General features: G+C 61.4%; 22 protein-coding genes. 13 read left to right on the forward strand and 9 right to left on the reverse strand.

The window, feature by feature from the left end; translation table 11 throughout:
• Positions 1–4 precede the first annotated feature (4 nt).
• On the forward strand, positions 5–1,723 hold the full coding sequence (locus tag DTA24_RS22535; protein ID WP_012542727.1) for a lysophospholipid acyltransferase family protein: 1,719 nt from the start codon (positions 5–7) through the stop codon (positions 1,721–1,723).
• 174 nt (positions 1,724–1,897) lie between these two features.
• Here the strand turns inward: DTA24_RS22535 and tauD are convergent, their stop codons facing one another.
• From tauD to DTA24_RS28450, 7 genes are all read right to left on the reverse strand, one after another.
• On the reverse strand, positions 1,898–2,749 hold the full coding sequence (gene tauD / locus DTA24_RS22540) for a taurine dioxygenase (protein WP_004144604.1): 852 nt from the start codon (positions 2,747–2,749) through the stop codon (positions 1,898–1,900).
• A complete protein-coding gene (gene tauC / locus DTA24_RS22545; protein ID WP_008805332.1) occupies positions 2,746–3,573 on the reverse strand; it encodes a taurine ABC transporter permease TauC in 828 nt (275 codons plus the stop codon). The genes tauD and tauC overlap by 4 nt, the downstream gene beginning before the upstream one ends.
• Positions 3,570–4,337, reverse strand: a complete 768-nt coding sequence (tauB, locus tag DTA24_RS22550; protein ID WP_004893960.1) for a taurine ABC transporter ATP-binding subunit — start codon at positions 4,335–4,337, stop codon at positions 3,570–3,572. The genes tauC and tauB overlap by 4 nt, the downstream gene beginning before the upstream one ends.
• A gap of 11 nt (positions 4,338–4,348) precedes the next feature.
• On the reverse strand, positions 4,349–5,311 hold the full coding sequence (gene tauA / locus DTA24_RS22555; RefSeq protein ID WP_060876166.1) for a taurine ABC transporter substrate-binding protein: 963 nt from the start codon (positions 5,309–5,311) through the stop codon (positions 4,349–4,351).
• Positions 5,312–5,535: 224 nt separating this feature from the next.
• Positions 5,536–6,468 (reverse strand): homocysteine S-methyltransferase, encoded by a 933-nt coding sequence (gene mmuM, locus DTA24_RS22560; protein WP_008805330.1) that lies wholly within the window; start codon positions 6,466–6,468, stop codon positions 5,536–5,538.
• Positions 6,455–7,864, reverse strand: a complete 1,410-nt coding sequence (gene mmuP, locus DTA24_RS22565; RefSeq protein ID WP_008805329.1) for an S-methylmethionine permease — start codon at positions 7,862–7,864, stop codon at positions 6,455–6,457. Before mmuP ends, mmuM begins: the two co-directional genes overlap by 14 nt.
• An 82-nt stretch (positions 7,865–7,946) precedes the next feature.
• Complete coding sequence (locus DTA24_RS28450; protein ID WP_162500004.1) at positions 7,947–8,063, reverse strand: hypothetical protein; 117 nt, start codon at positions 8,061–8,063, stop codon at positions 7,947–7,949.
• A 74-nt stretch (positions 8,064–8,137) separates the two neighbouring features.
• Between DTA24_RS28450 and eat the strand changes: the two genes are divergently transcribed.
• From eat to eutC, 3 genes are read left to right on the forward strand one after another with little or no spacing between them, the layout of a single operon-like run.
• Positions 8,138–9,517: an ethanolamine permease gene (gene eat, locus DTA24_RS22570; RefSeq protein WP_008805328.1), complete on the forward strand. Its 1,380-nt coding sequence runs from the start codon at positions 8,138–8,140 to the stop codon at positions 9,515–9,517.
• Between the two features lie 9 nt (positions 9,518–9,526).
• On the forward strand, positions 9,527–10,915 hold the full coding sequence (locus tag DTA24_RS22575) for an ethanolamine ammonia-lyase subunit EutB (protein WP_060876164.1): 1,389 nt from the start codon (positions 9,527–9,529) through the stop codon (positions 10,913–10,915).
• The gene (gene eutC / locus DTA24_RS22580; RefSeq protein WP_008805326.1) at positions 10,912–11,691 is read left to right on the forward strand and encodes an ethanolamine ammonia-lyase subunit EutC; all 780 of its coding nucleotides are present in this window, start codon (positions 10,912–10,914) and stop codon (positions 11,689–11,691) included. The genes DTA24_RS22575 and eutC overlap by 4 nt, the downstream gene beginning before the upstream one ends.
• Before the next feature lie 437 nt (positions 11,692–12,128).
• Here eutC and DTA24_RS28455 read toward each other — a convergent pair whose 3' ends face one another.
• Entirely contained in the window at positions 12,129–12,272 is a 144-nt protein-coding gene (locus DTA24_RS28455; protein ID WP_046881799.1) for a hypothetical protein, read from the reverse strand.
• Here DTA24_RS28455 and DTA24_RS22585 point away from each other — a divergent pair.
• From DTA24_RS22585 to DTA24_RS22605, 5 genes are read left to right on the forward strand one after another with little or no spacing between them, the layout of a single operon-like run.
• A complete protein-coding gene (locus DTA24_RS22585; RefSeq protein WP_004147267.1) occupies positions 12,265–13,371 on the forward strand; it encodes an ABC transporter substrate-binding protein in 1,107 nt (368 codons plus the stop codon). The two genes, DTA24_RS28455 and DTA24_RS22585, sit on opposite strands and share 8 nt — an antisense overlap.
• A 19-nt stretch (positions 13,372–13,390) precedes the next feature.
• Positions 13,391–14,290, forward strand: coding sequence for a branched-chain amino acid ABC transporter permease (locus tag DTA24_RS22590; protein WP_002890128.1), 900 nt, complete (start codon positions 13,391–13,393; stop codon positions 14,288–14,290).
• Entirely contained in the window at positions 14,290–15,339 is a 1,050-nt protein-coding gene (locus DTA24_RS22595) for a branched-chain amino acid ABC transporter permease (RefSeq protein ID WP_008805324.1), read from the forward strand. The genes DTA24_RS22590 and DTA24_RS22595 overlap by 1 nt, the downstream gene beginning before the upstream one ends.
• Entirely contained in the window at positions 15,326–16,108 is a 783-nt protein-coding gene (locus DTA24_RS22600; RefSeq protein ID WP_008805323.1) for an ABC transporter ATP-binding protein, read from the forward strand. Before DTA24_RS22595 ends, DTA24_RS22600 begins: the two co-directional genes overlap by 14 nt.
• Positions 16,101–16,796, forward strand: coding sequence for an ABC transporter ATP-binding protein (locus DTA24_RS22605; protein ID WP_004204908.1), 696 nt, complete (start codon positions 16,101–16,103; stop codon positions 16,794–16,796). Before DTA24_RS22600 ends, DTA24_RS22605 begins: the two co-directional genes overlap by 8 nt.
• Positions 16,797–16,912: 116 nt before the next feature.
• Here DTA24_RS22605 and DTA24_RS22610 read toward each other — a convergent pair whose 3' ends face one another.
• Positions 16,913–17,089, reverse strand: coding sequence for a hypothetical protein (locus DTA24_RS22610; protein WP_012542732.1), 177 nt, complete (start codon positions 17,087–17,089; stop codon positions 16,913–16,915).
• Positions 17,090–17,416: 327 nt separating this feature from the next.
• On the opposite strand from DTA24_RS22610, the gene DTA24_RS22620 reads away from it, so the two are divergent.
• From DTA24_RS22620 to DTA24_RS22635, 4 genes are read left to right on the forward strand one after another with little or no spacing between them, the layout of a single operon-like run.
• On the forward strand, positions 17,417–18,226 hold the full coding sequence (locus DTA24_RS22620; protein WP_002890106.1) for an ABC transporter substrate-binding protein: 810 nt from the start codon (positions 17,417–17,419) through the stop codon (positions 18,224–18,226).
• A gap of 1 nt (position 18,227) precedes the next feature.
• Positions 18,228–19,046: an amino acid ABC transporter ATP-binding protein gene (locus DTA24_RS22625; RefSeq protein ID WP_008805322.1), complete on the forward strand. Its 819-nt coding sequence runs from the start codon at positions 18,228–18,230 to the stop codon at positions 19,044–19,046.
• Positions 19,043–19,795: an amino acid ABC transporter permease gene (locus DTA24_RS22630; RefSeq protein WP_012968860.1), complete on the forward strand. Its 753-nt coding sequence runs from the start codon at positions 19,043–19,045 to the stop codon at positions 19,793–19,795. Before DTA24_RS22625 ends, DTA24_RS22630 begins: the two co-directional genes overlap by 4 nt.
• Entirely contained in the window at positions 19,785–20,474 is a 690-nt protein-coding gene (locus tag DTA24_RS22635) for an amino acid ABC transporter permease (RefSeq protein WP_008805320.1), read from the forward strand. The genes DTA24_RS22630 and DTA24_RS22635 overlap by 11 nt, the downstream gene beginning before the upstream one ends.

A 20,474-nucleotide genomic window follows, 5' to 3' on the forward strand; every position in this document is an offset into this window, starting at 1 on the left:
CACTATGTTTAGTCTCGACAACGTACTCGATGACCTGTGGCCTCAGGCGAGGCCCGCCCCCTGGCAAAAGAAACTGTTAAAAAAGCTGTTTTATGAGGAAGAGTTTCAACAATTTGCCGATCGTCATCGCCACCTGAAGGGGCTTGATACGGTCGAACAGGTACTGGAATACCTCAATATCCGCTGCGCCATCCCGGCGCACGATCTCGAACAAATCCCCGAATATGGCCCGCTGGTCATTATCGCCAACCACCCCACCGGCACCCTCGACGGCCTGGCGCTCCTGTATGCGGTATCCCGCGTGCGCCGCGATGTCAAAGTGGTCACCAACCGCATGCTCACCCACCTTGAGCCCCTGAGCTCGCTGTTTATCCCGGTAGATAATATTCATGGCCGCACCGCTAAAGCGGCGCTGCAGCAGATGGATCACCAGCTGCAGGCCGGCGGGGTGCTGATCTTCTTCCCGGCGGGGGAAGTCTCCCGCCTCACCCGTCGCGGTATCCGCGATAAAAAATGGCACTCCGGCTTTATTAAGCTGGCGGCAAAATATCGCGCCCCGCTGCTGCCGGCGTGGATTAACGCCCACAACAGCGCCCTGTTTTACGCCAGCACGCTGGTCTCCGACAACCTGCCGCTGCTCCTGCTGATGCAGCAGATGTTTCGCCGGCGCAACAGCAGCCTGCCGGTGCGCATCGGCCAGCAGATCCCCTGGTCGAGCTGGTTCGATGCCAAGTCCAGCGCTCGCGAGCTTACCGGCCGCTGCTATCAGCACCTGGAACAACTGCGCAAAGGGCTGCCGGGGCAGTTCAAAACCGAAAGCGCCATCGCCCGTCCGGAAGACCGGGCATTGCTCAAACGCGAACTGCATAAGGCCGAGTGTCTGGGCCGCACCACCGACGGCAAAGTGATTTACCTCTGGCAGCGCAACGGCCAGGAGGACGCGCCGCTGCTGCGCGAGCTGGGACGTCTGCGGGAAATCGCCTTCCGCGCGGTCGGGGAAGGCAGCGGCAAACGGCGGGATATCGACGGGTATGACGACGACTATCTGCATCTGATCCTGTGGGATGAAGACGATCTGGAAATCGTCGGCGCTTACCGCTTTATGCCGACGGCCATCCAGCTGGCAAAGCGCGGCCTGGAAGGGATCTACAGTTACAGCCTGTTCCATTACGACGGGCGGATGGACGATGTCCTGCAGCACGGCATTGAGCTGGGGCGCAGCTTTATCCAGCCGCGCTACTGGGGGCGTCGCGGGCTGGACTACCTGTGGTCAGGCATCGGCGCTTATCTGGCGCGCTATCCGCACTATCGCTATCTGTTTGGTCCGGTGTCGATTTCTGGCGGGTTGCCGCCCGCCGCCCGCGATCTGCTGGTGGCGTTCTACCGGCTGTGGTTCCCGGCAACGCATCCGCTTGCGGAGTCGCGTCGACCTTATCCGGCGTCGCTGCCCGACGTGCTGGCGCAGTTTGGCGGGGAGGATTACAACGACGACCTGGCCCGGCTGAAGTCCCTGCTCGGCAATCTCGGCTGCGCGATCCCGCCGCTGTATAAGCAGTACTCGGAAGTGTGCGAGCCGGGCGGCGTACAGTTTATCGATTTCGGCAGCGATCCGGATTTCAATAACTGCGTGGATGGTCTGGTGCTGGTGGATCTCACCTACCTGAAGGCCAATCGCTATCAGCGCTATATTGGCGCGCATCTGGGTGCGCAAAAATCGGCATAAACGCTTTTTCCCGGCTTGCGGCGCGTTGCGCCTTAGCCGGGCTACGGTTCACCGTTTCCGACGGATCGGTCGCCCGGAAAAGCCGCGTCAGGCGCCGCCTCCGGGAAGCAACGGGCAATGCAGCATCCGCTTTTCTCCGCGGCTCGCGGCTGATGCCTTAACCGGCTACAAGCATTACCCCGCCCGGTAATACGGCTTATCGCCGAGGATCGTCGCCCGGTGCATGATCCGCCGCTGCGGCAGATAGTCGGCATTGGCGTAATGCTGGGTCACCCGGTTATCCCAGATAGCGACATCGTTCGGCTGCCAGCGCCAGCGCACCTGAAACTCCGGTTTAGTGACATGAGCAAACAGGAAGTTCAGCAGCGCTGCGCTCTCTTTCTCACTCACCTCGACAATTCGCGTGGTAAACCCTTCATTAACGAACAGCGCCTGCTTGCCGGTCACCGGGTGGGTACGCACTACCGGATGCAGCAGCGGCGGATGCTTCGCCACCGCTTCCTGCCAGCGCCGATGCTCGGCTTCGGTCTTGTTGTACTTATACTCCTGGAACGATTTGCGGAAATCGTGTTCGGCATGCAGGCCGCTCAGCAGCTGCCGGAAAGGTTCTGACAGCGCTTCCCAGGCGGCAATGCCGCTGGTCCACAGGGTGTCACCGCCGGTCGTCGGCAGCTCTTTCGCCGCCAGAATGGCGCCGGCGGGCGGCGTGTCGATAAAGGTGACATCGGTATGCCAGTTGTCATTATCCGGCGGATTATCGTTGTGGGTATCGAGGACGATAATCTCTTCCACGCCAGGGGCGTGAGGGTAGACCGGATGGATATGCAGGTCGCCAAACCGCAGAGCCAGGTCGCGCTGTTGCGCCGGGGTGATATTTTGCTCGCGCAGGAATACTACCTGATGACGCAGCACCGCGTGATACAGCTGTTCAAACTGGTTGTCGCTCAGCGGACGGGTTAAATCCGCCCCGGTCACCTGCGCGCCAATATAGGGCCCCAGCGGGGTAATGCTCAGACGTTCACTCATTGTACTTCTCCATGCCAGGGCGTCAGGCGACGCTGCAGCGCGCGCAGACCCAGTTCCAGTAAAAAGGCGATAATGGCAATCACCGCGATCCCCGCCAGCACCACATCGGTGGCGAGAAACTCGCCGGCAGACTGCACCATAAATCCTAATCCGCGGGTGGCAGCGATCAGCTCAGCGGCCACCAGCGTTGACCAGCCCACCCCGAGACCAATGCGCAGCCCGGTGAGGATCTCCGGCAGCGCGCCGGGGAGGATCACCAGCCACAGCACCTGCGCCCGGCTGGCGCCCAGCGAACGGGCGGCGCGAATGCGCACCTGCTGCGCGCTTTTTACCCCTGCCAGCGCCGACATGGCTACCGGCGCGAAAATCGCCAGGTAGATCAGCAGGATCTTCGAGGTTTCACCGATGCCAAACCAGATCACCATCAGCGGTAGGTAGGCCAGCGGCGGCACCGGACGATAGAGTTCGATCAGCGGGTCGAGGATCCCGCGCACCGTCGAGTTGAGCCCCATGGCGATCCCCACCGGTACGCCAATAAGCACTGCCGCCAGCAGGGCGATGACGATCCGCGTCAGGCTCGCCGCCAGATGCTGCCAGAGCGTCGCATCCATAAAGCCCTGCGGCCCGGCGATGGTGATAAGCTTTTGCAGTACCTGGCCCGGCGGCGGCAGAAACAGCGGACTAATCAGCTGCAGCGCTGCGACCGCCCACCAGACGGCCAGCAATACCGCCAGAGTCGCCACGCTGAGGGTGAGCTGACGGGAGAGCGGCCAGCGCCACTTCAGCGTCGTCTGACGCGGTTTGTCGTTCAGTACCACGCTCATGAGAAAGCCTCCCGTTGGTCAAACACCCGGCTCAGAATGTATTCCCGCTGTTCAATAAACCGCGGGTCAGATTTGATGCTGCGGCAGGATTCGCCCGCGACAAAGCGACGGCTGAAATCAAGCCGCAGCCGCTCCACCACCCGTCCCGGCCCCGGCGACAGCAGTACCAGCTCGGTGGCCATAAAGATGGCCTCTTCAATGTCATGAGTGATCAGCAGCACCTGTTTGCCGGTCTCATGCCACAGTTTCAGCAGCAATGTCTGCATCTGCTCGCGGGTAAAGGCGTCAAGCGCGCCGAAGGGCTCATCCAGCAGCAACAGCTGCGGATTCGCCGCCAGCGCCCGGGCGATGCCCACCCGCTGGCGTTGACCGCCGGACAGCTGCCAGATAAAGCGTTTTTCCGCCCCTTCGAGACCCACCTTCTTCAGCATCTGCGCCGCCGCTTGCCGGCGCTGCGCTTTATCCACGCCCGCCAGCTGGAGGCCCAGCGCCACGTTATCCTGCACATTGCGCCACGGCAGCAGGCCTTCGTTCTGGAAGACCACGCCGCGCTCTGCGCCCGGCCCGGTCACCCGCTGACCTTCGAGGGTGATGCTGCCGTGCTGATAGGGCACGAATCCGGCAATCAGGTTCAGCAGGGTAGTTTTACCGCAGCCCGAAGGCCCCAGCACCACCAACAGCTCCCCACTCTCCAGCGTCAGGTTGATATCCGCCAGCGCCGGTTTACCGCCGTAGTCGGCGGAAAGATGCGAGATTTGCAGCATCGCCGCCTCCTTTACTTCACGAAACGGTCAGTGACGTACTGACGATAATCGGTTCCCGCCGCGGGCACTTTGCCCTGCTCTTTCAGGAAGCGCGCGGTATCGACGATGGCCTGATTGACCGGACCATTCAGCGCCTGCGCCTGCTCAGCGGCGGTCAGGTAGGTGTTCCCCTTCACCAGCCCGGGGACATCGGCTTCCGGCACGCCGCTCAGGCGCGCCAGCTTGCTGATGTTGTCCGGCTGTTTCAGCCATGTTTCCGGGTTGGCGATGTAGGGCTGCTGGGCGTCGATGGCGCTTTTAGCAAAGGCTTTGACGATCTCCGGATGCTGCTCGGCGAAGTCCTTACGGACCACCCAAACGTCGAGGGTCGGCGCGCCCCACTCCCCAACCTCCGCGGAATCGGTCAACACCTTGCCCTCTTTTTCCAGTTCGTTAACCGCTGGCGCCCAGACGTAAGCGCCATCGATATCCCCGCGCTGCCAGGCGGCGATGATCGCCGGCGGCTGCAGGTTAATAATCTGCACCTGGCCCGGCTTGATGCCCCAGTGTTTGAGCGCCGACAACAGGCTGTAGTGGGTGGTGGAGATAAACGGCACGGCGATGCGCTTGCCGATCAGATCTTCCGGTTTGGTAATGCTTTTTTTCACCACCAGCGCTTCGGAGTTGCCGAGCTTTGAAGCGAGCAGGAACACTTCAATCGGCACCTGCTGACTGGCGGCCACCGCCAGCGGGCTGGAGCCGATATTACCGATCTGCACATCGCCGGAGGCCAGGGCGCGCACCACGCTGGCGCCGCTGTCGAATTTCCGCCAGTCGACGGTCGCGCCGCTGGTTTTGGCGAAGGTGTTGTCCGCCTGGGCGACTTTCGCCGGCTCAGCGGAGGTTTGATACGCCACGGTCACGTTGACCGCCTGCGCCTGGAAGGCGGCGACAGCCAGCGCCGCCAGAAGAGTAATTCGCGATGTGAATGCCATAATGTCTGCTTCCCCTGAGTTGTTATAGGTGCAGTATTTCCGGCATCAGGAGGGAGATGAAGTAATTAAAAATTCTGGCTAATAGCGAATCGTTTTTAGAACAAAAGCGGGAAAGGATAGTTGGTTTTGAGCGGTTGGTGAGTGGCAGATGGTTGGCGCCGGGTGGCGGCGACGGATCGCGCAAAGTGTAGGCCGGGTAAGCGCAGCGCCACCCGGCAAAAAACTCAGCGCTTCGCGTTAAGCGCGGCGATGTCCTTCGGCGTGGTGCGGCAGCAGCCGCCAATCAGCTTCGCCCCGGCCGCCAGCCACTGCGGCAGATAATCCGCCAGGGTGGCGCAGGCTTCGCCATGATGGTGCCAGGTCTTGCTCACCGCATCATAATGTTCGCCGGAGTTAGGATAGACCACCAGCGGCAGGGCCGTCAGGCTGTGCAGATGCGCCAGCGCCGCGGGCGTATTTTCCAGGGCGATACAGTTGATGCCCACCGCCACCACCTGCGGGTTATCCGCCAGGGCAGCCATCACCTCGCGTAGCGGCGTCCCATCGCTGAGATGTTCGGCGTCGCGCAGCGTGAAAGAGTACCAGGCGCGGGCACGGGGATAGTCCTGCAGCAGGGCCGTCAGCGCCTGGATCTCAGCAAATGACGGCAGGGTTTCACAGGCCAGCAGGTCGGCGCCCGCATCCAGAAGGGCTTCGACGCGCGGGCGGTGGAAATCCTGGAACTCTGCCGCGCTGCGCTGATAATCGCCGCGATACTCCGAGCCGTCGGCGAGAAACGCGCCATACGGCCCTACCGAACCGGCCACCAGCAGCGTGCCGGCCTGCGGGTTCTCGGCGAGGTACGCCTCGCGCGCTTTGCGCGCCAGTTCGACGCTTTTGCCGATCAGCGCCCGGGACTGCGCATCATCCAGCCCGCGCGCGGCAAAGCCCGCCGGGGTGGCCTGATAGCTGGCGGTGATCGCCACCTGCGCCCCGGCGCGAAAGTAGTCGAGATGCACATCGCGGATCAGCTGCGGGTTCTCCAGCAGCACTTTCGCCGACCACAGGCTGTCGGCCAGATCGCAGCCGCGCGCCTCCAGCTCGGTGGCCATGGCGCCGTCCAGCAGGACATAAGGCTGGGCGGCAAGCAGAGCAGTGAACGGGTTAGTCTGCGACATGTTGGGACTCCTGAGTCATATTCCGTGAACGAGTGAGATACCAGGCACCATAGCACAGGGCCACAAAGGGGATCCCGCACCACAGCGCAATTCTCTGGCTCGGGTCAAAGGCGAGGCCCACGCAGGCCACCAGGCACAGCACAAACCCCAGAACGGGCACCACCGGATACCAGGGAGCGCGATACTGCAGATCGCTCAGCGCCTTACCCTGCTGCAGATGGCGGCGGCGGAACATAAAGTGCGAGGCGCAGATGCTCAACCACACCGCCACTACCGCAAAACCGGAGATCGCCGACAGCGCCACAAACACCGTATCGGGCGCCACCACGCTGGAGAACAGCGCCAGCACGCCGCCCAGCATACTCACCGACAGCGCGGTCACCGGCACGCCCCGTTTATTGACTTTGGCAAAGCAGGCCGGCAGCGTCTTTTCGTTCGACAGCGACCACAGCATCCGCCCGGAAGCGTACAGGCCGGAGTTAGCCGCCGAGAGGATCGCCGTCAGGATCACAAAGTTGAAAATATCCGCCGCGTAAGGGATGCCCACCTTTTCAAACACCAGCACGAAGGGGCTTTTCTCCACCCCCGCCTGCTGCATTGGGATCAGCGCCGCCAGCACAAACACGGTGCCGATAAAGAAAATAATCAGCCGGGCAATGGTGGTGCGGATGGCGACCGGAATAACCTTATGCGGGTTTTCCGTCTCTCCGGCGGCAATGCCGATAAGCTCCGTCCCGGAGAAGGCGAAGTTCACCGCCACCATGGTCATCAGGATCGGCAGGCCGCCGTGCGGGAACCAGCCTTCGGCGGTGATATTGTGCAGGCCCGGCGCCGGCGAGCCATCCTGCATCGGAATGATGCCGAAAATGGCCGCGCCGCCGAGAATAATAAACGCGATGATGGTGATCACTTTCACCAGCGAGAACCAGAACTCGCCTTCCGCGAAGAAGCGCGTCGAAATGATATTAAGGCCGAAGATCACCGCGCAGAACACCACGCACCAGATCCAGACCGGAACCTGCGGGAACCAGTACTGCATGCAGAAACCCGCCGCGGTGAAGCTCGAACCCAGCGCCACCGTCCACGTTAGCCAGTAGAGCCACGCCACGGTATAGCCCGTCGCCGGGCCAAGATAGCGCGCCGCGTAAACGTGGAAGGCGCCGGTCTCCGGCATCGCCACCGACAATTCACCGAGGCACTGCATCACCAGCCAGACCACCAGGGCGCCAATCAGATACGCCAGCAGCGTCCCGGCCGCGCCGGTGGTGGAGATGATATAGCCGGTATTAAAAAATAAGCCGGTGCCAATCACGCCGCCGAGCGACAGCATGATCAGATGGCGCGTTTTCATGGTGCGCTTCAGTTGCCCACCTTGTTGTTGTGTTGTGCTTTGCATTTTATTTTCTCACGCCAGCCCGCTTGCCCGGGTCATGATGCGTATAAACGTATAGACATCTAAACATCCAAAAGAAGAAGTGTTATACCGTGCTGCCGCGGAAAAAGCAAAGCCGCTGCACCAGGGCACGCGCCGACAGCGTGCAGCCTGCCCCATTTTTGCGCAGCGCCAGCGGGCGCGCCACGCGCTGACGCCTCATCGCGACGGACCACGTTCTGGCACTCTCTTTGCAGCCTGTCGTTCAGAACCTTTCTATCTGGCGAGGCAACACGTATGACAGAGCAAACCACCACCTTAAAAAGAACGCTCGGCAGTTTTCGTTTATGGGGGATCGCCGTCGGACTGGTGATATCCGGGGAGTACTTCGGCTGGAGCTACGGCTGGTCGCAGGCGGGCACGATGGGGTTTATGGTCGTCGCCCTGGCGGTCGCCGCGATGTACTGCGCCTTTATTTTCAGCTTTACCGAGCTGACCACCGCCATCCCGCACGCTGGCGGCCCTTTCGCCTATGCCTACCGCGCCTTCGGGCCCACCGGCGGCTTTATCGCCGGTTTTGCCACCCTGATTGAATTCGTCTTCGCCCCGCCGGCCATCGCCATGGCCATCGGCGCCTACCTCAACGTGCAGTTTCCGGCGCTGGATCCGAAATGGGTCGCCTGCGGCGCTTACGTGATCTTTATGACGCTCAATATTCTCGGCGTCGGCATTGCCGCCACCTTCGAGCTGATCGTCACCCTGCTGGCCATCTTCGAGCTGCTGGTGTTCATGGGCGTGGTCGCGCCCGGCTTCTCCTGGAGCCACTTCACCACTAACGGCTGGGCGGGCGCGGAAAGCTTCAGCGGCCTGGCGCTGCCGGGGATGTTCGCCGCCATTCCGTTCGCCATCTGGTTCTTCCTCGCCATTGAGGGGGCCTCCATGGCGGCCGAAGAGGCCAAAGATCCGCAGCGCACCATTCCGCGCGCCCTGGGCGGCGGCATTCTGACGCTGACGGTGCTGGCGATCGGCGTGATGGTCTTCGCCGGCGGCGTCGGCGACTGGCGCGCGCTGTCCAATATTAACGATCCGCTGCCCCAGGCGATGAAGACGGTGGTGGGCAATGGCAGCGGCTGGCTGCATATGCTGGTGTGGCTGGGGCTGTTTGGCCTCGTCGCCTCCTTCCACGGCATCATTATGGGCTATTCGCGGCAGATCTACTCCCTCGCCCGCGCCGGCTATCTGCCCGCCGGGCTGGCGACCCTCAACCGCCGCACCCGCACCCCGCATCTGGCGATCCTCGCCGGCGGCGTGGTCGGTATCGCCGCGATCTTCTCCGACTCGCTGATCACCATCAGCGGCATGCCGCTGACCGCCTGTATCGTCACTATGTCGGTATTTGGGGCTATTGTTATGTATATCACTTCCATGGCGGCGCTGTTCAAACTGCGCCGTAGCGAGCCGAAGCTGATCCGCCCATTCCGCGCCCCGCTCTACCCGCTGGCGCCGGCCTTTGCCCTCGGCATGGCGGTGCTCTGCCTGGTGGCGATGGTCTGGTATAACCTGCTGCTGGCGCTGATTTTCGCGGCGATGATGCTCGGCGGCTACCTGTGGTTCCGCAAAACCGCAGCGGCCCGTGAACGGGCGCCAGTGGATCCTCAACTGCGCACGGTCTCCTGAGGAGGCGGCATGTATAAAACCACGCTATCGGGCCAGGTATGGCGCTTTGATAGTCTGAAAACGTTGATGGCGAAAGCGTCGCCAGCCCGCTCCGGCGACGCCCTCGCAGGGGTTATCGCCACCTCAGCCGAAGAGCGGATGGCGGCGAAAATGGCCCTCGCCGAGGTGCCGCTGACCGACATTCTCGACAACCCGCTTATCCCTTACGAGCAGGACGAAGTGACTCGCCTGATCCTCGACACCCATGATGCGCAGGGCTTTGCCGACCTGCGCCATCTGACGGTCGGCGATTTTCGCGACTGGCTGCTGGATGATGCTACCGATACCGCCACGCTGCAGCGGGTCGCCCGCGCCATCACCCCGGAGATGGCGGCGGCGGTCAGTAAGCTGATGCGCAATCAGGATCTGATCCTTGCCGCCAGCAAATGCCAGGTGGTGACGCGCTTTCGCAACACCATCGGCCTGCCCGGCCACCTCAGCGTACGCCTGCAGCCCAACCATCCTACCGACGACCTGAAAGGCATCGCCGCCAGTATGCTCGACGGGCTGCTGTACGGCGCCGGGGACGCGGTGATCGGCATCAACCCGGCCAGCGACAGCTTACCGGTGCTGGCGCAGCTGAACGTGATGCTGGACGATATTATCCAGCGCTTCGCCATCCCTACCCAGTCCTGCATTCTGACCCATGTCACCAATACGCTGCAGCTGATTGAGCGCGGCGCGCCGGTGGATCTGGTGTTCCAGTCGGTGGCCGGTACCGAAGCGGCCAACAGCGGCTTCGGCATCAATCTTGCCATGCTGCAGGAGGCCCGCGAGGCGGCCCTCAGCCTCAGGCGCGGTACCCTCGGCAACAATGTGATGTATTTTGAGACCGGCCAGGGAAGCTGCCTGTCGGCCAACGCCCACCACGGCGTCGATCAACAGACCTGTGAGGCGCGGGCCTACGCCGTCGCCCGTCACTTTGAACCGCTACTGGTCAATACCGTGGTCGGCTTTATCGGTCCGGAGTATCTCTACGACGGCAAGCAGATTATTCGCGCCGGGCTGGAGGATCATTTCTGCGGCAAGCTGATGGGCCTGCCGATCGGCTGCGACGTCTGCTATACCAACCACGCGGAAGCGGATCAGGATGATATGGACACCCTGCTGACCTTGCTGTGCACCGCCGGGCTCACCTTCCTGATCGGTGTGCCCGGAGCGGACGATATCATGCTCAATTACCAGAGCACCTCGTTCCATGACGCGCTGTACGCCCGTCGCCTGCTGGGCTTAAAGCATGCCCCGGAGTTCGCCGACTGGCTGGCGAAGATGCAGATTATCGATCCGCACGGCGCGCTGCGGCTCACCGACGCCCGCCATCCGCTGCTGTCCGTCCTGCCGCAAGGAGCCCCTGTATGAACCGTCCCGATGCCTGGAACCCGCTGCGTGAATTTACCGATGCGCGGATCGCCCTGGGGCGCAGCGGCGCCAGCCTGCCGACCCGCGAAGTCCTCAACTTTGGTCTGGCCCACGCCAGAGCGCGGGATGCCATTCATCAACCGTTCGCCAGCCAGCAGCTGGTGGCGCCGCTGGCGGCGCTCGGCCTCGACGCCCTGACGGTGCGCAGCGCCGCGCCGGACCGTCACACCTATCTGCGGCGTCCGGATCTCGGGCGGCAGCTCGCCGACGAAAGCCGCGCCGACCTCGCCGCCAGCGGCGTCCGCCCCGCCGATCTGCTGCTGGTGATCGGCGATGGCCTCTCTTCCTGGGCGGTAGAGCGCCAGGCGGTGCCATTGATCCGCGCCCTGCTGCCCTATCTGCAAACGCTGGGTATCGGCCTGGCGCCGGTAGTGCTGGCGCATCAGTCGCGGGTGGCGCTGGGGGATGATATTGGCGAAACCCTGAAAGCCCGCGCGGTGGCGATCCTGATTGGCGAACGACCGGGTCTCTCCTCGCCGGACAGCCTCGGCGTCTACCTCACCTGGCAGCCCCATCGTCAGCGTCTGGAATCTGAGCGCAACTGTATCTCCAATATTCGTCCGGAGGGATTAAGCCATGACGCCGCCGCCTTTAAACTGGCCTGGCTGCTGGAGCAGGCTTTTTTACGCCGCGTCACCGGCGTGCAGTTAAAAGATGAAAGTGATAATCCGGCGCTGCATGGAAAAATAAAACCATTGCCCCCTTTAAAAGAATAAGTCACACCAGCAGCAGAATAAATTTTAATACTACCGGGCGCACCTGAATATTATATTCGGGTGCGTGCTGAAATTGCCCGGCGGCGCTTCGCTTGAGCGGGTCTACGGAAGCCGTTCAACCGGTTTATATGGCGTATTTTCCAGGCCGGATAAGGCGCCAGTCGCCCTCCGGCAAAATGCGTTCACCGTATCCAAAACCGTGTTGTCATCAGCCTTATGCCCCTCCCTGCAGGTAATAAGAATATTGCATGAGTAAAAACGAAACGGACGTTGTAAGGTAAATCAGCGCATTAAAAATACCCGTCATACTTCAAGTTGCATGTGCGTTGGCTGCGTTCTCTCCCCCCAGTCACTGACTTCTGTAAGCGCCTGGGGACTCGCTCACTTGCCGCCTTCATGCGACTCGAATTATTTAGGGTATATATCTCGTTATCTATTCAACATAACAGCCAATAATTCGTCGGACACGCTGGCGAATTATTCCTCAATGTTATGCAGTCATTGATGGTTAAAGATAAATAATCGACCGACGGAGAAATACCAATGAAATCGTTTTCCGGGAAAGCGTCTTTAATGGCCACGCTGGTTGCCGCGCTGGTCGGCGCCAGCAGCGCGCAGGCAGCGGAAATTAAAATCGGGGTGGTATTACCCCTGAGCGGCGCCCTCAGCGGCTACGGCCAGCCGTCGCAGAAAGGGCTGGACATTATTCAGGCCATCACCCCGACGTTAAAAAATGGCGATACCATCAAGCTTATCGTTATCGATGATAAAAGCGACAAAGTCGAAGCGGCCAACGCCATGCAGCGCCTGGTCTCCAGCGATAAAGTGGATGCCGTGATCGGGGAAGTCACCTCCTCCAACACCCTGGCGATGACCAAGATCGCCGACGACAGCAAAACGCCGCTGGTCTCCTCCACCGCCACCAACGACCGCGTCACCCGTAACCATCCGTACGTCAGCCGGGTCTGTTTCTCGGACAGCTTCCAGGGGGTGGTCGGGGCCAATCTGGCCTCCCGCGATCTGAAAGCCAAAACCGCCGCCATCGTGTTTGACAGCAGCAACGACTACTCCGTCGGCCTGGCGAAAGCGTTCCGCACCCAGTTCCTGAAAAACGGCGGCACCATTCCCATCGAGGTACAGGCCCCGGGCGGCAGCAAGGACTTTAAAGCCCAGCTGGCGAGCGTCAAGGCGAAGAATGTCGACATGATTTACATGCCGATCTACTACACCGAAGGGGCGCTGATTGCCGTGCAGTCTAAACAACTGGGGCTCAACAAACCGGTGGTGGGCGGCGACGGTCTGGCCGCGGATCAGGTCTTCTTCGATGTCGGTAAAGACGCGGTCAACGGCTATATGACCACCGATTATTACTCGCCGAACGCCAAAGAGCAGACCCCGGCCGGGGAAACCTTCATCAAAGCCTGGGAAGCCAAATACCAGCAGCCGACCCATACCTGGGGCGCAATGGCGGCGGACGCCTATAACGTCATCGTCAACGCCATGAACCAGTGCAGCGATCCCCACGATCGGGTCTGCGTGAATGAAAAAATCCGCGCCACCAAAGATTTCCAGGGCGTGACCGGCACGCTGACGTTACAGAACGGCGATGCCATTCGCAGCGCGGTCATCAACGAAGTTAAAGATGGCAAGCTGGCGTTTCGTACCGTGGTTAACCCTTAAGTTGTGACGAGGCTACAAAATGGACGGCGCCATTTTTCTCCAGCAAGTGGTCAATGGAATGAGTCTTGGGGGCATGTACGCCCTGATTGCCATCGGTTATACGATGGTTTATGGCGTGCTACGGCTGATCAACTTCGCCCATGCGGACGTGATGATGGTCGGCGCGTTTAGTACGCTGTTTTTATTTTCTTCAGTTGGGCTACCCTTCGGGGTAGCCGTTTTCCTGACCCTCGGGCTGTGCGGCCTGTTTGGTATGCTGATTGACCGGGTCGCCTATCGTCCGCTGCGTCAGGCCTCGAAAATCTCCATGCTGATCACCGCCATCGGCGTCAGCTTCTTCCTCGAAAACCTGTTTAACGTGCTGTTCGGCGGCAGCTCACGCTTCTTCTCCGCCCCTGACTTTTTCAACCAGACCCGCGCCTTCGGCAGCGTCATCATTACCAACGTGGCGTGGATTGTGCCGCTGATCACCGTCCTGCTGCTGCTGGCGATCCTCTGGCTGCTGTACCGCACCCGTTATGGGATGGCGATCCGCGCGGTGGCCTTTGACGTCAACACCGTGCGCCTGATGGGCATTGACGCCAACCGGATCATCTCCCTGGTCTTCGCCCTCGGCAGTAGTCTCGCGGCCCTCGGCGGCGTGTTCTACTCCATCAGCTACCCCACTATCGATCCCCTGATGGGCGTGCTTATCGGCCTGAAGGCCTTCGCCGCCGCCGTGCTGGGCGGGATCGGCAGCGTCACCGGCGCGGTGCTGGGCGGCTTTATCCTCGGTTTTACCGAAGTGGTCGCCGTGGCGATCTTCCCCGAACTGGGCGGCTATAAAGACGCTTTCGCCTTCCTGTTCTTGATTCTGGTCCTCTTGTTCCGCCCGGTCGGCATTATGGGCGACGAACGTCTGGAAAGGAGCCGTTTCTGATGCTCAACGCGACGACGACCGCCGGGGCGCAGCTGCGCAACCTGGCCATTATTGTCATCTGTATCGCGCTGCTGGCCGGAATCAACGTGGTTTTCAATGACTACATTGTTCGTGTCATCAGCACCATTTTTATCTTTATGATCCTTGCGGTCAGCTACAACCTGATCAACGGCGTGACCGGCCAGCTATCGCTGGAGCCGAACGGCTTCGTGGCGGTGGGCGCCTACGTCACCGCCCTGCTGATCCTCTCCAGCGACAGCAAGGTAGACATGTTTGAAATGGCCGCCCCCAGCCCGTGGATCCTCAGCCTGCACGCAGGCTTCCTCCCTGCCCTGCTGATAAGCGGCCTGTGCGCGGCGGCGCTGGCGGTGTGCCTCGCCGTGCCGGTCTTCCGGGTGCGTGGCGACTACCTGGCCATTGTCACCCTCGGCTTTGGGTTTATCATCAAGATCCTCGCTATTAACAATCCGCAAATCACCAACGGCGCCATCGGGCTGAACGATATTCCGCAGCAGCCGCATCTCCTGTTCTGGTGCGGGCTGTTCGCCCTGCTGGCCACCGGCATGATCCTTCAGCTGGTGTGGTCGAAGTATGGCCGGATGATGAAAGCCATTCGCGACGATGAAGATGCGGCGATCGCCATGGGGGTCAACACCTTCCGCATCAAAACCTGCGCCTTCGCCACCAGCGCCTTCTTCGAAGGGATCGGCGGCGGTCTGCTGGCTTCGCTGCTGACCACTATTTCCCCGGGGCTGTTCGACTTTATGCTCACCTTCCAGCTGCTGATTATTATCGTCCTCGGCGGGCTCGGCAGCACCACCGGCGCCCTGCTCGGCACCGTACTGGTGGTCGGCAGCGGCGAATGGCTGCGCTTCCTCGACCAGCCGCTACAGTTCTTCGGTCACGATCTCGGCGCCTATCCGGGCCTGCGAATGGTGGTTTTCTCCCTGCTGTTGCTGATCATCATGCTCTTCGCCCGCGAAGGGCTGCTGGGGAAAAAAGAGATTTGGCAGATGGGAAGAAGGAACAGCAGCTATGGCGGAAAATAACGTTATCCTGCAGGTGCAGGACGTCACCATGCAGTTTGGCGGCCTGCGGGCCATCGACAATGTCAGCTTCCATGTTGATGAAGCGGAGATCTTTGGCCTTATCGGCCCTAACGGTGCGGGCAAGACCACCCTGTTTAACGTCATCACCGCCAACTATAAACCCACCAGCGGCAACGTCACCCTGGCGGGTACGTCGCTGAAGGGGCTGAAGCCCAACCAGGTGGTGAACGCCGGGATCGCCCGTACCTTCCAGAATATCCGTCTGTTTAACTCCATGACGGTGCTGGAGAACGTGATGGTCGGACTCGACCGCGCCAGCCGCTACTCGCTGCTGGAGGCAGCTCTGCATATTGGCCGCTACTTTCCGGCCGAGCGGGCGGCGAAGGCCAAAGCCATGGCCATCCTGGAGGACATCGGTATCGCCCACTTCGCGCATATGCAGGCCACAAACCTAAGCTATGGCAACCAGCGCAAAGTGGAGATCGCCCGCGCGCTGGCCACCGCGCCGAAGCTGCTGCTGCTCGATGAGCCGGCCGCCGGGATGAACCCGAAGGAAACCGAGGATCTGGCGGAGCTGATCTTCCGCATGCGCCATGACTATCAGCTCAGCGTCCTGCTAATTGAGCACGATATGCCCTTCGTCAACCGCCTGTGCGAGCGGGTGATGGTGCTGGAGTACGGTAAGCCGCTGTTCAGCGGCCTGATGGCCGAGGCGATCCAGCATCCTGACGTCATTTCCGCTTATCTGGGAGAAGCCAATTATGCTTAACGCCCGGGAACTGAAGGTCTTTTACGGCGTGATCCAGGGGCTGAAAGGCGTTGATATCGACGTCTATGACCGGGAGATCGTCACCCTGATCGGCAGCAATGGCGCCGGTAAAACCTCCACCCTCAACGGGATCGTCAACCTGGTGCGCTCCAGCGGGCGCGTCAGCTTCCTCAACGACGATATCTCACGCAGCCAGACCCACCAGATTGTGCGCCGCGGACTGGCGCTGGTGCCGGAGGGACGTCGGGTCTTTACCAACCTGACCATCGAAGAGAACCTGCGCATGGGCGCTTACAATAATCTCGCCGGCTACACCCGCCTGCGCGATCGCATGTACGCCCTCTTTCCACGGCTCAAGGAACGACGCCATCAGATGGCGGGCACCATGAGCGGCGGCGAGCAGCAGATGCTGGCCATCGCCCGGGCGCTGATGAGCGAGCCGGTGTTATTGATGCTGGATGAACCGAGCCTCGGGCTGGCGCCGAAAATTGTCGGAGAGCTGTTCGGCATCATTAAGCAACTGCGCGAAGAGAATATGACGGTGCTGCTGGTGGAGCAGAATGCGACGGCAGCACTGGCTATCGCCGATCGGGCGTATGTCCTGGAGAATGGCCGGATCACCTTGTCAGGCGCGGCGCGGGAGATGCTGACTAACCCGGAAATTAAGCGGATGTATCTGGGGGGATAAGCGTGGTCAAAACTGCCTGGGCTGCGGCGGCGCATCCTGTGTTGCCGCAACCTCAGGCAGTCTCTTGCTACACAAAGCACACCTCGTTCCAGTAGGCTTCTCGCGTCCTGCGTCGCTCAGTATGTCTTATCATGACGGAACCACCGGGTTTCCACGTTGCCAATGTCCACGCCGTAGAGGCTGGCCACCGGCAGTATCGCCTCCATGACGCGCTGGGTATCCTGCTGTCCGGCTTCACCGTTGGACAAAAAAGCCAGCCAGCCCGTTAATCGTTGCCACAATGCCACTTTCATTTTCTCCTCTGTCGGGAAGCGAATCGCCTGGGTCTATTTCAACCACAGTTGGCCGGGCGCGGGAAATATTAATTCCGAATTTGCAATCCTGGCTGGCGCATATTACGCCCGCTCCTATCCCCTCACCCTAACCCTCTCCCTGAGGGAGAGGGAACCACCCGGCAATCGTTGCCGCGCCGGTAAAACGCCAGCGGCGCATAAAGAATACCCACAGGTTTGTTAAGTTCTTTTTCGTTATAGATAAGAATTTTTTCTTCTTTGCCGCCGACGGGGAATTTGTGGGAGCGTGATGTCCACAAAACAAAACAGGGATTCAGGGGAAAAAACATGCGCAATAAAACCACAAAAATTGCACTGGCGCTGGGTATGCTGCTGCTCGCGTCTCAGGCACAGGCAGACCAGCTGGCTGACATCAAAGCCGCCGGCGTCGTGAAAGTCGCCACCTTCGACGCCAACCCGCCGTTCGGCTCCGTGGATGCCAAAACCCACCATATCGTCGGCTATGATGTCGACTTTGCCCAGGCGCTGGCGAAAGCGCTCGGCGTCAAACTCGAGCTGGTGGCCACCAACCCGGCCAACCGTATTCCGCTGCTGCAGTCCGGCAAAGCCGACCTGATCGTCGCCGACATTACCATCACCCCGGAGCGGGCCCAGGTTATTGATTTCTCGACGCCGTATTTCGTCACCGGCCAGCAGTTCCTCGTGCCGGCCGGCTCTCCGGATAAGCTCGATGAGTACAGCAAAGCGCGCATCGGCGCGGTGAAAGGCACCACCGGCGAGCAAGCCCTGCACCAGCGTTTCCCGCAGGCTCGCGTCCTCTCCTATGACGATATTCCGCTGGCCCTGACCGCCCTGCGCAACGGCAACGTCCAGGCCATCACCCAGGACAGCACCATCCTCGCCGGTCTGCTGGCGGAAGCGCCGGATAAAGCCAAGTTTAAAATTCTGCCCGACCTGCTCAGCAAAGAAGAGATTGGCGTGGGAGTGAAGAAAGGCGAACCGGCCCTGTTGAAAGCCGTTAACGATGAGCTGGTGAAGCTGGAGAAAACCGGCGAAGCCGCGAAAATCTATGATGTCTGGTTTGGACCTGCCACTAAAACGCCGCAGCCGCGCGCCTTTACCATAGAAGCGAAATAATATGTTCTCGGGTTTACTCTCCCACTCCGCGGCCCCGGCCGCGGATTTTTCACGTCTGCAGCGCGCCAGCATTACGTTCCGTGATGTGGCCAAGCGCTACGGCGATCATCAGGTGCTAAACGCCATCAACCTGCAGGTCGAGCCCGGCGAAGTGGTGGCGATCCTCGGCCCTTCCGGTTCGGGAAAATCGACGCTGATCCGCTTGATCAACCAGCTCGAATCCTTAAGCGGCGGCGAGATCCTGATCGACGATAAACCGACCAGCCGGCTGAGCGGCAGCGCCTTGCGCCAGCTGCGCAGCCGCGTCGGCTTTGTTTTCCAGCAGTTCAACCTTTACGCCCACCTGACGGCGCAGGAGAACATCACTCTGGCGCTGGAGCGCGTTCACGGCTGGGGGAAAAGCGCGGCTCAGGAGCGGGCGCTGGCGCTGCTGCGCCAGGTCGGACTGGAAGAAAAAGCGCAGCAGATGCCGGCGCAGCTCTCCGGCGGCCAGCAGCAGCGGGTGGCGATCGCCCGCGCCCTGGCCTCCTCGCCGCAGATTATCCTGTTCGATGAGCCCACCTCGGCGCTCGACCCGGAGATGATCGGCGAAGTGCTGCAGGTGATGAAAACCCTCGCCCACAGCGGGATCACCATGCTGGTGGTGACCCATGAGATGCAGTTTGCCCGGGAAATTGCCGACCGGGTGGTGTTTATCGACGGCGGCGACATTCTCGAGGTCGCCCCGCCGGCCGAGTTTTTCGCCCATCCGCAGCATGCCCGCGCACGGCGTTTTCTGCAGAAGGTGCTGGATCCGCTGCACCAGGAGAGCCTCGAGTGACGCCGATGCTTGACTGGCACGGCGTCCTGAGCGGGCAGCCGTTGCAATGGATTATCTCTGGTTTTCTCACCACCGTCTGGGTCAGCGTCGCCGGGATCCTGCTCGCCACCCTGCTGGCGGTCCTGCTGCTGGCCCTGCGCCTCGGCGGCGGCCGCGCGGGGCGCGGACTGGTGGCCGCGTGGGTCTCGTTGTTTCGCAACACTCCGCTGCTGGTCCAGCTGCTGTTCTGGTACTTTGCCGCCTGGAACCTGCTGCCGCTGGCGGTGAAGGAGGTGGTGAACGACGAACACGCCTGGTCCATTTTGCCGGGTAACGTCTGGTGGCTGACGCCGGAGTTCCTCTGCTCGATGTGGGGGCTGGGGGTCTTTACCTCCGCCTTTCTGGTGGAAGAGATCGCCTCCGGACTGCGCGCCGTCAGCCACGGGCAGCGGGAAGCCGCGCTGTCGCAGGGTTTTACCCCGTGGCAGGAGCTGCGCTTTATCCTCCTGCCGCAGGGGCTGGCCAACGCCTGGCAGCCGATTGTCGGCCAGTATCTTAACCTGATGAAACTCTCATCGCTGGCCAGCGGCATCGGCTTTGCGGAACTGACCTATCAGGTACGACAGATTGAGAGCTATAACGCGCACGCCCTGGAGGCGTTTGCCGTCGGTACCGCGCTGTACCTGGCGCTGGGGGTGGCGATGGGCGTGGCGCTAACGCGTCTCGGCCCGGGAAGAAAACTGCAACGGAGCGCCCAACATGAACGCTAATCTGGCGGTGATCGCCGATAACCTCGATTACCTGCTGTGGGGCCGACTGGCGGAGGGCCAGCCCGGCGGCGTGGCGCTGACCCTGCTGATGGCCATCGGCGCCACCCTGCTGGCGCTGCCGGGAGGCATTGCGCTGGCGGGCCTGGCCTGGCGCTACGGGGGGCTGGTGCGGCGTCTGCTGTTTCTGTGGGCGGAAATTATTCGCGGCATCCCGCTGATATTTGTCATCTTCTGGCTGTGGTATCTGCTGCCGATGCTGACCGGCGGCGATCTGCCCGGCGCGGTGACCGTGACCCTGGCGCTGGCGTGGTTTACCGCCGCATCGGTGATGCACTCGGTGCTGGCCGGGCTGCAGTCGCTGCCGAAAGGACAGTATGAGGCGGCGCTGACCCAGGGGTTCGCCCCCGGGCAAACGCTGCGCCTGGTGCTGCTCCCGCAGGCGCTGCGCAATGTTCAGCCCTCGCTGGTGGGGATCTTTATCGGCCTGCTGAAAGACACGTCGCTGGCGTTTATCGTCAACGTCCCGGAGCTGACCACCGTGGCCGGTCAGGTCAACAACCGGGTGCAAATCTATCCCCTGGCGATCTTCGTCTTCACCGGCGCGGTGTACTACCTGCTGTGCTGCGGTCTGAGCCTGCTGGCCAGCCGGCGTTTTACCCGCCGCGCGACCGCCGGATAA

The sequence above is a fragment of the Klebsiella sp. P1CD1 genome (assembly GCF_003790505.1).
GTDB lineage: Bacteria > Pseudomonadota > Gammaproteobacteria > Enterobacterales > Enterobacteriaceae > Klebsiella > Klebsiella variicola.